This window comes from Pseudomonas sp. MRSN 12121 (assembly GCF_000931465.1).
Classification (GTDB): Bacteria; Pseudomonadota; Gammaproteobacteria; order Pseudomonadales; family Pseudomonadaceae; genus Aquipseudomonas.
Genome location: NZ_CP010892.1, coordinates 4,612,198 through 4,625,655, shown reverse-complemented (window position 1 = coordinate 4,625,655; position 13,458 = coordinate 4,612,198). Strand labels below are relative to the sequence as shown.

General features: G+C 62.9%; 10 protein-coding genes. 6 read left to right on the top strand and 4 right to left on the bottom strand.

Annotation, left to right across the window (positions count from 1 at the left end; genetic code table 11):
• Positions 1–151 precede the first annotated feature (151 nt).
• From TO66_RS34135 to TO66_RS21005, 3 genes are all read left to right on the top strand, one after another.
• The gene (locus TO66_RS34135; RefSeq protein ID WP_044464074.1) at positions 152–1,645 is read left to right on the top strand and encodes a methyl-accepting chemotaxis protein; all 1,494 of its coding nucleotides are present in this window, start codon (positions 152–154) and stop codon (positions 1,643–1,645) included.
• Positions 1,646–1,864: 219 nt separating this feature from the next.
• Complete coding sequence (locus TO66_RS21010; protein WP_044464073.1) at positions 1,865–3,151, top strand: S-type pyocin domain-containing protein; 1,287 nt, start codon at positions 1,865–1,867, stop codon at positions 3,149–3,151.
• A 9-nt stretch (positions 3,152–3,160) separates the two neighbouring features.
• A complete protein-coding gene (locus TO66_RS21005; RefSeq protein ID WP_044464072.1) occupies positions 3,161–3,415 on the top strand; it encodes a bacteriocin immunity protein in 255 nt (84 codons plus the stop codon).
• 80 nt (positions 3,416–3,495) lie between these two features.
• Here TO66_RS21005 and TO66_RS21000 read toward each other — a convergent pair whose 3' ends face one another.
• The 3 genes from TO66_RS21000 to TO66_RS20990 are packed head-to-tail and all read right to left on the bottom strand — an operon-like array spanning position 3,496 to position 7,546.
• Entirely contained in the window at positions 3,496–4,791 is a 1,296-nt protein-coding gene (locus TO66_RS21000; protein ID WP_044464071.1) for a cytochrome c, read from the bottom strand.
• Positions 4,788–7,076, bottom strand: coding sequence for a molybdopterin cofactor-binding domain-containing protein (locus TO66_RS20995; protein WP_044464070.1), 2,289 nt, complete (start codon positions 7,074–7,076; stop codon positions 4,788–4,790). Before TO66_RS20995 ends, TO66_RS21000 begins: the two co-directional genes overlap by 4 nt.
• Complete coding sequence (locus TO66_RS20990) at positions 7,073–7,546, bottom strand: (2Fe-2S)-binding protein (protein ID WP_044464069.1); 474 nt, start codon at positions 7,544–7,546, stop codon at positions 7,073–7,075. Before TO66_RS20990 ends, TO66_RS20995 begins: the two co-directional genes overlap by 4 nt.
• Positions 7,547–8,238: 692 nt before the next feature.
• Here TO66_RS20990 and TO66_RS20985 point away from each other — a divergent pair.
• Entirely contained in the window at positions 8,239–9,240 is a 1,002-nt protein-coding gene (locus tag TO66_RS20985; RefSeq protein WP_044464068.1) for an alpha/beta hydrolase, read from the top strand.
• A gap of 66 nt (positions 9,241–9,306) precedes the next feature.
• Here the strand turns inward: TO66_RS20985 and TO66_RS20980 are convergent, their stop codons facing one another.
• Entirely contained in the window at positions 9,307–10,269 is a 963-nt protein-coding gene (locus TO66_RS20980) for a helix-turn-helix domain-containing protein (RefSeq protein WP_044464067.1), read from the bottom strand.
• Between the two features lie 208 nt (positions 10,270–10,477).
• Here TO66_RS20980 and TO66_RS32790 point away from each other — a divergent pair, with 208 nt between their 5' ends.
• Together TO66_RS32790 and TO66_RS20970 are read left to right on the top strand one after the other, a co-directional pair.
• A complete protein-coding gene (locus tag TO66_RS32790; RefSeq protein WP_044464066.1) occupies positions 10,478–11,590 on the top strand; it encodes an NAD(P)-dependent alcohol dehydrogenase in 1,113 nt (370 codons plus the stop codon).
• Positions 11,591–11,658: 68 nt separating this feature from the next.
• The gene (locus tag TO66_RS20970) at positions 11,659–13,386 is read left to right on the top strand and encodes a GMC family oxidoreductase (protein WP_044464065.1); all 1,728 of its coding nucleotides are present in this window, start codon (positions 11,659–11,661) and stop codon (positions 13,384–13,386) included.
• The last annotated feature ends 72 nt before the right edge of the window (positions 13,387–13,458 follow it).

The window sequence follows — 13,458 nt, the reverse complement described above, 5'->3', positions numbered from 1 at the left end:
GGGGCGTCAAGAAAACCCGAGCCCTGTCGATAGCGCCAAGGCGAACTTGGCTATTTGCCACTATCGTTGCTGACTGAGCCGCTCGCCGCAGTCCTCATTCCGCGTCGCCCTCTGCCGTTTCTTCCCGCTCACGTACATGGAGTAAGAGTGCATGGCTTTCCCACCGCGTTTTCTCGAGCACTACCGCAAAGCCGACCGCATCATGATGGGCCTGATCTGGTTGATGTTCGTCGTTGCGCTGGGCCTGGCGTTCTGGCACGACACCTTCACCCAGGCGCTGCTGGTGGGCGGTGGCACGACCCTGGTCCTTAGCCTGCTGTACCGCGTCATCAGCGGTACACGCCTGATGCGCTGCGGCATCGCCATCGGCTTCATGCTGCTGGCCGCGCTACACATCAACCAGGCCAGGGGCCTGATCGAAACGCACTTCGGCATCTTCGTGCTGCTGGCGGTGCTGACCTTCTACCGCGACTGGTTGCCGATCCTGCTGGCGGCGGTGACCATCGCCCTGCATCACGTGGTGTTCCATGTGCTGCAGCACCAGGGGTTCCCGGTCTATGTGATGGCCCATCATGGCGGCTTCGGCATGGTGGCGGTGCACGCGCTCTATGTGGTGGTGGAGACGGTGATCCTGCTGTACCTGGCGCTGCACAGCCACGCCGACGCGGTAGAGAGCCAGGACATGCTGGACAAGATGCTCGCCGCCGCCTCCGAGCTGACCGTCGAGGCCGGCCAGGATGAACGCCAGGCGCATGTGCCGCTGGCCCAGCGCTTCGATCGCTTCATGGGGCAGATCACCGCGCTGGTCGATGGCGTGGTGCGCGACACCCATGGCTTGCGCGAACTGGGCCAGGACCTGGCGAAGACCAGTCAGAGCCTGGAACAGGGCGCCCAGCACCAGCTCACGGAAATCACCCAGATGACCGGCTCCATGCAACGCATGGGCGATGCCATGGGCGACATCGCCCAGCACGTCGAACAGGCGGTCGAGCGTGCCGGGCAGGCCAGTGCGCAGATCAACCGCGGCCAGCAGAGCGTCGACCGGGCCCAGGCGGAAATCACCCAGTTGGCCTCGCGGATCAACGGCACCGACGAAACCGTGCAGCGCCTGGCGGGGCAGGCGGAGCAGATTGGCAACGTGCTGGAAGTGATCGGCAGCATCGCCGCCCAGACCAACCTGCTGGCGCTCAACGCCGCCATCGAGGCCGCCCGTGCCGGCGAGCAGGGGCGTGGCTTCGCCGTGGTCGCAGACGAGGTGCGCAACCTGGCCCAGCGCACCGCGCTGTCGACCCAAGAAATCCGCACCATCATCGAAGCCCTGCAACAGGGCAGCCGTGAGGCCGCCGAAGCCATGCACGACAGCCGCGAAGGCGCCCAGCGCTGCGTCGAGGACAGCCGCCAGGCGTCCGCCATGTTCCAGGCGGCGGGTGCCGATATCGCCCACATCGACCAGCTCAACGGCCGCATCGTCAGCACCACCCGCGAACAGTCCAGCGCCAGCCTCGACATCGTCGAGCGCCTGCACTCGGTCCAGGCCATCGCCCAGAACACCGCGGACGACATGGGCAGCCTGGCCCTGAGCAGCCAGCGCCTGCCGCCGATCGCGATCCGCCTGGAAGCGTTGGGGCAGACGTTTCATAAGTAACGGGGGAGTGGCGCCTGTTGGCCAATAAGCAGCGGGTGCCATCACTGCTGCTGGTTCGCAAGCCCTGACCGGAATCCGGACTACGGGTCATTCAGACCGGTCCACGTCAATCTCAGAGTTCTCCACGTTTCCAGGCACCACCCGATTCGCCAAGTTAGGACGCCTCGCACCCGGAATGACCGGTGCGAGGTTTTCTTGGGGGAATGGGGAGCAACATGGATGAGTGGCTACATCGCCAATAGCCCGAAGGGCTATCGCAACAAGGGTATCGAACCGGTCGATCTGGGGGCCCGGCGCTGGGCTGAGTACCAGGACCTGCCGGCGAAAGTGGAAACGCAACCATCGACGGTGGGATGCACCTTTACCAAGCCCTGCAAGCTGGCTGATGGGGTGATCAACTACGCCTGTTCTTTCATCCCCACGGAGGCCGTCAAGGAGTACGGCGAGTTGGCGTTGTTGGGGGGACGTGAAACCGATGCGGCGGGAAACCTCAGGCTTGGAAGGATCAGTGGAAATGTGCCTGCGGCGCTAGGTGGACTGATGCTTGGCGCCAATGCGCTGGTGCCTGCGGGTGGGGTGTGCGGTGGGCTTTGTGGCACGGCTGTGGGTGGCACCAGCGGTGCCTTGGCTTCTGGTGCGGTGGCGGGAGGACTGCTCGGTGTTATCGCCATGCTCGCACCGTCGAGCCTGGGTGATAGCGCCCTGTATACGGAGGAACAGCTCAAGTCGCTCAAAGCAGGCCGCAGCCGGGTTCGCCTGCATATCGAAGAGCAAGTCGATGGCACGCTCAAGGGCTATGGGTATAACACCGAGAAGCGCCGCGATTGGGAAATGATCCCGGTGGTCCGGTTTCAGCTTCGGGACCAGCAGCAGGTGGCCGACCTTGGCGATGGCATCACCCTGATCTGGACGCCAGCGGTCGACCCCTCCAGCACCTCGGGTATCCCGCCGTTGGAAGCCGCACCGCAAGCGCCCCCCATCTGGATTTATCCGCCGACCGAGCAGGCGGATAACCTCATCGTCAATCCGCTCTATCCGCCGCAGTACCAGGACTTCATTCTGGTGTTCCCACCTGGCTCGGGAGTACGGCCGCTCTATATTGTGATGAGTGTCCGATTCAATCCGGGCGTGGTGACTGGCGAGGGTAAAAATGTCATGGGTATTTGGCTTGCCGGGGCCGGTATTGGGTTGGGGGTACCTATACCTGCAGTGATTGCCACGCAACTACGCGGAAAAAGTTTCGGCAGCTTCAATAGCTTCAGGCGAGCCCTGTGGAAAGCGATTGCCAATTGTCCTGAGTTTGCAGGGCAGTTCACAGACAACAATAGCGACCGGATGCGAGGGGGCAATGCTCCAAAGGCACGTTACAGGGACAGGGCCGGGAAGCGCGGATCATTTGAACTGCACCACCTTGATCATATTGCCCAGGGTGGAAGCCTCTATGATGTCGACAACCTGAGCGTCGTTACACCGAAACATCACATCGACATTCACCGAAAAGGATGACGCTTATCAATGAACAACAAGATCACAGATTTTACCGAAGGCGAATTTGTCAACTATCTGAAAGAACTGCTAGCCGCTAACAAGACCGCAACCGACGATGTGCTTGACGATCTTCTAGAGGAGTTCTGCGAGATTACCGGTCATCCAGACGGCACCGATTTGATTTACTACCCAGAGGACGGTTCAAAGGGAACAGCTGAAGACATCACGCGAGTTGTGAAGGCGTGGCGAGCTGCGAATGGCTTGCCGGGCTTCAAGGTGTGATGCCTCGGTTTGTCGAACTGCATGCGGCAATGATGAAAGCCCCGCTCAGGCGGGGCTTTTTCATGGCGGGGAGTAACGGCTCAGCCGGCAGGCAGGGTCGCGCGTATCTCGCCTACCCTTTGTTTCAGTGCCTTCCACGGCGCCTGGCCCGCCAGGTCCTGGCGCAGGAAGGTCAGCAGGTCGGCGATCTGCTGGTCATTGAGGCTGTGGCGGAACGCCGGCATGTAGCCCAGTTCCGGGCTGGCCGGTTGGGCGATGCCTTCGAGTATCACGCGGATGAGGTTGTCGGGGCTGGCGGCGTAGAGGTTGCTGTTGAGGGCCAGGGAGGGCCGCACGCCGGTCAGGGCCGGGCCTTTTTCCTGGGCGTGGCAGGCCATGCAGGCGCCGGAGAACAGGCGGGCGCCGGGGGAGGCCAGGGGTTCGGTGCGTTGTTCGGCCTCTCGGTTCAGGGCGACGGCGCTGGGTTGTTCGGCACTGGCGGGCTGCAGGCTGGACAGGTAGTGGGCGATGGCCTGCAGGTCGGCGTCCGGCAGTTGCCCCAGGCCCTGGTGGATCACTGGCGCCATGGGCCCGGCGGCGACGCCGTGGCGCGGGCTGTAGCCGCGGCGCAGGAAGTCCAGCAGGTCGTCCTCGGTCCAGGCCAGCGGCGCGTTACCGCCAGCCAGGGCGTGGGCGCTCCAGTCTTCGGCGACGCCGCCGCTCAGGTGGCGGCTACCGCCGCGCTCGCCGAACAGCAGGTCGCGGGGCGAGTGGCACGCGCTGCAATGGCCCAGGCCTTCGCTCAGGTAGGCGCCGCGGTTCCACTGGGCGCTGCGTTCGGGGTTGTCGGCGTAGGCGCCGGGTTTCAGGTAGAGCCAGTTCCACAAGAGGATGCCCGGGCGGATATTGAAGGGGAAATGCAGCGCGGTTTGCGGCGGCTGGTGCCGGACTGCGGGCTGGCTCATCAGGTAGGCGTAGAGCGCCTTGAGGTCTTCGTCGCGGGTGCGGGTAAAGGCGGTGTAGGGAAAGGCCGGGTACAGGTAGCGGCCGTTGCGGTCGATGCCGTGGCGCATCGCGCGCTCGAAGGCCGGATAGGACCAGTTGCCGATACCGGTGTCCGGGTCGGGGGTGATGTTGCTGCTGTACAGGGTGCCGAACGGGATGGTCATGGCCAGCCCACCGGCATTGCGTACCCCGCCCGGCGCGGTGTGGCAGACCGCGCAGTCGCCCAGCGCCGCCAGTTGCTCGCCCTTGGCGATCTGCGCGTGGCTGAAGTACTGCGTGTCGTGGTTGTCCAGCGCCGGGATCGCCGGCTGCCAGCTGAGCCAGACGCCGGCAGTGACGGCCAGGCTCAGGGCGATCAGGCTCGCGCCGGCGATGGTCTTGAGGCGGCTCATGGGTGACGCTCCTGGCGGTGGTCGCAAGCTTGCGCTTGCAGGGCTTGCAGCAGCCGCTCCGGGGTGAAGGGCACTTGGCGCAGGCGCACGCCGAGCGCATCGAAAATCGCGTTGGCGATGGCCGCGGCGCTGGGCACCGAGGCCGACTCGCCGGCGCCCATGGACGGCTCTTCCGGGCGGTCCAGCAACTGCACATCGACCTCCGGCAGCTCGTCGAAACGCAGGATCGGGTAGCCGCCCCATTCCAGGGAGGTGCTGCCGGAACGGTCGAAGCCGACGAATTCCTTGAGCACCCGGCTGCAGGACTGCACGACGTTGCCATGCACCTGATGCCGCACCCCGGCCGGGTTGACCATGCGCCCGCAGTCGTGGGCGACGAAGATCTTGTCCAGGCGGATCTGCCCGGTGCGGCGGTTGACGCTCAGGTCGCAGACCCACGCGGCCCACGCGGCGCCGAAGCCGGGGAACTTGCTGTGGAAATACCGCGCATAGGCAAAGCCGCGGCCCTTGACCCACTCCTGCCCGGCGGGAGGTGGGCTGTCGTAGGCAGGGCCGTGCTGCCAGTTGGCCTGCTGTTTCAGTGCCTCGATCAGCGCCAGGGCGCGCGGGTCGTCGAGGTAGCGCAGGCGGAAGGCGATGGGGTCCTGCTGGGCGATATAGGCCAGTTCGTCGATCCAGGATTCGTGGGCGAACACGTTGGGCAAGGCCGAGACCCCGCGCAGCCAGGAGGCGCGGACGATCGGGGCGGCGTCCTGGCAGATGACGCGCATCTTCGGGTAGCGGTATTGCGGGATCGCGGTGCGGTCGCCCATCTGCTGGATCTCGGGGCGGTTGGCCACGGTGCCGGTGAGCAGCAGCGCCAGGGTGCGGGCGTTGTTCGACGGATAGCAGGTGCGCAGTTCGTAGGCCGCCACTTCGCGCTTGCCGTTGAGGCCACCGCGAACGCGGATCAACTGCGCGGTGCCCTTGGGTTCCCAGCCGGCTTCCTGTTCGCGCATCAGCTGGACCCGCACCGGCCGCCCGACCGCGCGGGACAACAGGGCGGCATCGGCGGCCACGTCATCGGCGCCGTTGCGCCCGTAGCAGCCCGAGGCCTCCAGGCGATTGACCAGCACCTGCTGCGGCGCGCGCCCCAGCAGCAGGGCGAGGTCCTTGCGCAGGTCGTGGGGGTTCTGGCTGCCGGTCCAGATCTCGGCGCGCTCGGCGTCGACCCTCGCCACCGCGCAGGACGGGCCGATGGAGGCGTGCAGGTGAAAAGGCCAGACATAGTCGGCATCGAGCCGGGTGTTGAGCGTGCCCAGGGCACTGTCGAAACCGGGATCGTCCTGCAGCACGCGGTCTTGCTTGGGGTGGGCCATCAGGGTCTTGTGCAGGGACTTGAGCCGCAGGTCCGGCAGCCCGGCCCAGGGCTGCCAATGCACCTTGAGCTGGCGCATGGCGTCGATGGCTTGCTCTTCGCGCTTGGCGACTATGCCGACGAAGTCGCGGATCACCACCAGCTTGACGATGCCCGGCAGGTGGGCGATGGACGCCGCGTCCACCGAGACCAGGGCATGGCCCAGGGGCGCGCTGGCGTCGGCGCCGGTGTAGGGCGGACGCACCACGCGGCCGTGGAGCATGCCGTCCAGGCGCAGGTCGTGGACATAGGTGAGCTGGCCGCTGACCTTGGCCGGGATGTCCACCCGTGGCGTGGACTGGCCGACATACCGGCCGGCGCCGAGCGCCTTGAGCGGCGTGCGGCTGTCCAGGGGCAGGTGCAGGTCTTGCCCGCGGGCCAGCTCAGCGTAGCTCAGGCGCCGCTGGGGCTGGTCATGGCGATAGATCTGCCCGCGCTCCACGCACAACTCGGCAATAGGCCGGTCAAGGATTTCCGCCGCGCCCTCCAGCAGCAGGCGGCGCAACTGGGCCGCGGCCTGGCGCAGGGGCAGGGCGCTGACCTGGATCGTCGCGCTGGCGATGGTCGGCCCCTGGTCCGGGGTGCGGGCGGTGTCGCCGAGGATCATCCGCACCTGCTCGAAATCGACATCCAGCTCGTCGGCGACCAGTTGCGCCAGCGCCGTGCGCACCCCGGTGCCGAGGTCGACGTGGCCGCAGAAGGCCGTCACCCCACCGTCGGCGCCCAGGGCGATAAAGCTGTCGACATGCTCGGGTGTCGGGTCGGCGGGCAAAGCGGTCGGGGTCTGGCTATCGGCCAGGGCCTGCAGCGGCTTGGGCAGCAGCGTGCTGATCATGATCAGGCCACCGGCTTGCAGCAGGCGGCGACGGGTCAGCGGCAACGCGTTCATGCCGACCTCCGTTGCGCCAGCAACTGGCGGGCGTGGGCCGCGGCCCGCAGGATCTCGAAATGCGCGCCGCAGCGGCACAGGTTATAGGCCAGCTCGTTCTTGATCCGTTGCTCGTCGGCCTCGGGCTCGCGTTCGAACAGCGCCACCAGGGTCATGATCATGCCGTTGCTGCAATAGCCGCATTGCGCCGCCTGCTCATCGATGAACGCCTGCTGCACCGGGTGCGGTCGGTCTTCTTCGACCAGCCCTTCCAGGGTGGTCACCTGCTTGCCCTGCACACTGGACAGCGGCAGCGTGCAGGAGCGGGCGGCAACGCCATCCACCAGCACCGTACAGGCCCCGCATTGCCCCAGGCCGCAGCCGTATTTGGGGCCGTTGAGGGCGAAGTCGTTGCGCAGGGCGTACAGCAGGGGCGTGTCCGCGGGCAGCGGGTCCAGTGAAAGCGGGCGGCCGTTGAGGGTAAAGGTCATGGCGGCTGGGGTCCTCTGGTGAGTGGCGCGACGCGGGGAGAGCGCGACGGCGTCCAGGGCTGGCTTGAGTCGGCAAGGCCTGGCTCAGGGTTGGGCAACCGCGTTGCGCCCAGGTGCCAGGCAGGTTTGCGGGGGGCAAAGCATGCGGGTTTGTTCTGGGGGGATAAATAAGATGTTTCTGAATGGTGTTAGGACAAATCCACTGCTTGCAGATTGATCGGGCGGGGCTGTCAGGGCGTTGGGCTGCCGGCAAAAGGCTGCTAATTCCCCGGATACAAGCAAAGGCTTTGCGTGCAAGTTCTCCCCCTGTGCAGCGAGGCTGTGCTGATGCATGCCTGGGACTTGCAGTTATCACTTCCTGCTCCAGTGACGGAGAACTTGTCCACGTATTCGGTTGATTGAAGGAAGTCAGGGATGGGGGAGAAGTGGATTAGAGGCGAAGAGAAGGCGACGTTAGATGACTTTGGATACGTTCAATGAGCAGTAACTCAAGAGCATTGAATACAGATTGTTGGATGCAATAAGCAATCAAATGGTTATTTGTTCGTTCGGGTATGTCGATGAACGAGTTGCAGTGCACGCTCAGGCAATACCTCGTTCTTTTACAGTCAAGCAAGATCGAATGGGTAATCTTTATTATTCACTTGGTAGCCACTGTTAAAAACCTAGTTGGGTGACGAGACAAGTAATTTATGAAAACTGAGAAACCATCATGTGGACAGATCCACACACCGCCACCGTTCGACCCGGAACTTGCTGTCGCCCTGAAAGCCATCACGCCTCAAATCCCTGTATTCGATAGCTTGAGCAGTATCGAGCGGGGCCGAAAATACAACCTGACCCCGAGTACTCTGGATTTGACCCGCGACGGCTTGTATCGGGTGGAGGAGCGCAAGATCAAGGGGTTGGTTGGTGCGCCGGATATTTCGCTCTTGTTGTGCCTGCCGGTGGAGCAGACCGTCGATGCACCGCTGTTTTATTACATCCATGGCGGTGGCACGATCAGCGGCGACAACCGCAATGGCATCGAGGCAGCGCTGGAAATGGCCGCTCGATTCGGTGCACCGCTGGTCTCCGTCGAATATCGCCTGGCGCCCGAGACGCCCCATCCCGGCCCCGTTTCAGATTGCTACGCGGGCTTGGCATGGGTCAGCGAACGGGCCCGGGAACTGGGCAGTGATCCATGCCGCATTGTCGTCACAGGTGCCAGTGCGGGCGGGGGGCTGGCGGCAGCTACTTGTCTGCTGGCACGGGACCACGGTGGTCCGGCGATTGCCGCGCAACTCCTCATGTATCCGATGCTGGATGATCGTAATGACAGCATTTCGGCATTTCAGATGGAGGGACGCGGTGTTTGGGATCGAGTTTCCAACAACACCGGTTGGACGGCCCTGCTGGGCACGTCACGGGGTACGGCCAATGTCTCTGCTTATGCGGCACCCGCTCGTGCGACCGATTTATCGCGCTTGCCGCCGACATTGATCGATGTCGGGTCGGCCGAGACTTTTCGCGACGAGGCGGTGAATTACGCCAACCAGATCTGGTATGCCGGGGGCGAATGCGAGTTGCATGTCTGGCCGGGTGGGTTTCATGGATACGACAGCTTCGTGCCCGATGCCGCACTTTCGCGCGATACCCGAAACGCGCGTATTCGCTGGCTCGTTCGAGTGTTGGGCCACCGGCAATCCTGCTGAGTTGCTACCACGGCATGATCGATTGACCAGGGCGCTGCCGGACTGCCTGGTCATGCCGTGCGCCGATCAGCCTTCCCCACTGGCCATGCTTCGAAAATCGCGGGGACTCATGCCGACGGCGGATTGAAACAGCCGACTGAAGTGCGCAGAGCTCTTGAACCCAAGGGAGTGAGCGATATCGGTGATCGAGCGATGGGCATTGGCCGGTGCCGCCAGCGCCCGCCGTGCAGCGTCCACGCGTTCCTTCCAGATCCAGGCATTGAGCGTGGTCGGCTGGCTGTCGAACAGGGCATGCAGGTGGCGTTTGGAAAGCTGCAGTGCAATGGCGATACGTTCCACGCTCAGATCCGGGTCGGCCAGGTGGGTTTGAACGTACAAGCGCAAACGTTGCAGATGGTACTGCTGCAGGCTGCTGTTCAGAGGTATTTCATCCATCGGTGTGGCGAGCAGGGCCGCGCAGAGCAGGTCAACCGTGGCATTGGCCACTGAAGAGGCACTGCGCTCATCCAGTTCGGGCAGGGTCGTGCGCAATGAATCGATAAAGCTCATGAACAGTCGGCCCGCGCCTTTCTGATTGGGCACGGCCAGCGCCGTGTAGCGTTCTGGCGTGCGTAAAGCGTGACGCATGATGTTGCCGGGAATCATCAGCACGTCATGGTGGAACGCGAGGGGCATATTCATCGAATAAGGGCTGCAACTGTGGCACAGCACCAGGTCGCCGGGACGCATCAGAACCGAACGGCCGGCCTGCTCGATCTGGCTGGTGCCATGGCGTTGGATCAATAACAGGTAGTAGTCGTCATTGCCATCCATCTGGCCCGGTACTTTACGGACAACGGTATGCCCATCTGAAACTACTTCGGAGAAGGTAATCGGGCCGTCGGTATGTTGAATGAACTGGGCAGCGAAAGAGGGCGTTTCACTATTGAGCTTCATATCAAAACGTATGAAGTAGTCATTGATCGCTTCGCGCCAGAACTCCAATTGAAGATCGACGGGAATACCATCGGTAGATACCTTGTGGACCATGACATCACTCCTGGACAAGTTTCAGCACATCCATGGACAAGCATGGGGTACGGCGAATGATTACTCTCTTCTGCGCTATAGCAGAGTGCCTTGCATATTACGGGAAAAAGATTTTCCGAACATTTTTAATTGAATAACGGATTGCTCTGATGGAGCGCCGTATTTATTCAGATCACCTATAACCTGATAGTCGACAAGTGAACAGACCATGAAAATTCTTGCCGCAGTGGCAGAGCAGAAACAACAGGCTCTGGCAATTCGTACGCTGGATCTTGACGAACCGCGAGACAGCGAAGTGCGAGTGAAAATCGTCGCCGCCGGCATCTGCCGGACGGATCTCGATGTACGTGACGGTTACTTGCCTACTCCGCTTCCGGTGGTGCTCGGACATGAGGGCGCCGGTATCGTCGATAAGGTCGGCGCCGCTGTCACGGGTTTCCAGCCTGGTGACCATGTGGTGCTTTCGATTGGCCGCTGCGGTCAATGCGAGCCTTGCAAGCAGGGGCAGCCGGCCTTCTGTGTTCACCATATGGAACTCAACTTCAGCGGCGCGCGCCGTGACGGGACAGCTTGTCTGCACAATGGGGCGAGTGCTGTGCACAGTCACTTTTTCTGTCAGTCGTCGCATGCGACCTATGCCGTGGCTGATCAGACCTCGCTGGTGAAGGTGCCCAGGGAGGTCGATCTCAAATTCCTGGGGCCATTGGCCTGTGGCGTGATGACCGGCGCCGGAGGGGTGCTCAATACGCTCAAGCCCACCGCCGACAGCAGCGTCGCGATCTTTGGTGCAGGCACCGTGGGACTCAGTGGGCTGATGGCGACGCGGATCATTGGTTGCACACGTCGCATTGTGGTGGACAACAAGCAGGCGCGGCTGGACCTGGCCAAGGAGCTGGGGGCGACCCACACCGTGCTCTCCGAGCCTGGCGTCGATGTGGCGGCGAAACTGCGCGAGCTGACCGATGGCCAGGGTGTGCACTATGCCTTTGAGTCCAGTGGTGTGCGCCCGGTCATTGCTGCCGCCTTCGATAGCCTTCGCGAGATGGGCACCCTGGTGATGACCGGCGTATTGCCGCAGGGATCGACGGTTGAGTTCGATGCCTGGAAGTTGCTCCGCGGACGCAAAGTCATTGGCAGCGTCATGGGCGACACCGACCCGGACACCTTCATCCCGCAGTTGGTGGAGTACTACCGCAACGGCCAACTGCCGCTGGAAAAAATCAGCCGGATCTACCCGCTCGAGTCGATCAATGAAGCCATCGCCGACGGCATCGGCGGCAAGGTGGTAAAGGCCATCGTGGCTATGCCCCATGAGCATTGATCGCCCCTGATTCACCTCTATCCCCGCATTCCCTTTCTTGCCTGCAATGAATAACAGGAGACTTCGGCATGTCCGATAATCAAGAGTTGCACCTCGACAATCCATCCGCCGCCGATATCAATGTGCGTGAAGATCGTCGTGACTTCATCAAGCGTTCGATGGTGGTCATGGCCGCTGGTGCGGTAGCCGCCGCAGGCGCTACCGGTCAAGCTTCGGCCAGCCCGGCAGTGGCTCCCGTCAGCCGCCTCAAGCGCAAAGAGGCCATCGGCAATACGTTCGATTACCTGATCCTGGGCGGGGGCTCCGCGGGCGCGGTGCTGGCCGCGCGCCTGAGCGAGGATGGGAAAAAGAGCGTATTGCTGGTCGAGGCCGGTCCTTCATTCGACCCGGAGCAATACCCGGAAGAGCTGTACAGCAGCAACATCATCGCGGCCAATGCCGACCCGCGTTACGAGTGGGGCTACTACGCGCTGCCGGATAAACAGGAGCAGCCGGTCTACACCCCGCGAGGCAAGGTCATCGGCGGCAGTTCCGCGATCAATGGCGCCGTTGCCTGTCGTGCGCTGCCTTACGATTTCGAGCGCATTACCGCCAAAGGCCTCAAGGGCTGGAGCTACGAGGAGGTCCTGCCGTACTTCCGCAAAATGGAGACCTATCACACGGGGCGTGACGAGATCCATGGCCGTAACGGGCCTTTCCCGATCCACCAGCTGACCATGGACTACATCACCCCGGTGCAGAAGGCCATGGTCGAATCCTCCTGGAAACTGGGTTACGCCAAGGTCAGTGACTTCAATGATCCGACCGCCAACAACGGTGCCGGGCCCAACCCTATGAATATCGTCAACGGGGTACGGGTCAACACGGGCATGGCCTACCTGAGCCGCGAGGTGCGCGAGCGGAGCAACCTGACCATCCTCTCCGACGCCTTGATCGACAAGCTGCGGTTCCAGGGCAACCGGGTACAGGCGGCGTTGCTGGCCGACGGCCGCGAAGTGTTCGGTAAACAGGTCATCCTTTCTGCCGGCTCCTATGGCACAACGGCAATCCTGTTGCGTTCGGGCGTGGGTCCCAAGGCGGACCTCGCTGCGATGAACATCCCCCTGGTGAAAGACGCTCCAGTGGGAACCCAGTTGCTGGACCATGCGTTTTACTGGATGAATTTTGCCGCGCGCCCCGAACTCAAGGGAAAAGAGCATCCGGTCGTGGGCGCCCAGGTATGGACGCACTCATCGTTTGCCAGTTCGGCACGTGAGCTGGACATCGCCGTTTCTCCTTCGCACTTGCTCGATCCGGCCATCAGCAAGACGGGCGTGGCGTTCTCCCTTGGCCTGGAACTGATGAAGGTCAAGTCCACCGGTACGGTGAAGCTCAAGAGCCGCGATCCGAAAGAGGCGCCGGTCATCCAGTTCAATCACCTGAGCGACAAGGACGACATGCGACGCATGGTCGAGTGCTTCCGCCTCGCCCGCAAACTGGCGCGGACCGAACCGCTCAAGAGCCTGATCGTGGAGGAGATCTATCCGGGGCCTTCCGTGGGCGACAGCGACGCGCAAATCAGCGAAGCGCTGGCCAAGGGCGTTGGCACCTTGCAGCATCCTTGCGCCACCGCACGCATGGGCCTGGCCAGCGACCCGCTCGCGGTCGTCGATGGTGAAGGCCGGGTTCACGGGCTGCAAGGGCTGCGGATCGTCGATGCGTCGATCTTTCCGGAAATCCCGCTGATCAATCTCAACCCCAACGTGATCATGATGGCCGAGAAAATCGCCGACCGGATTCGCGGCGAAGAGGCCTGATTGAGCAGGCGCGGCCGGCGTACGGTCGCGCCTGTTTTTTGCGCGAGACGCTGTCTCTTACATTTTTGCAGG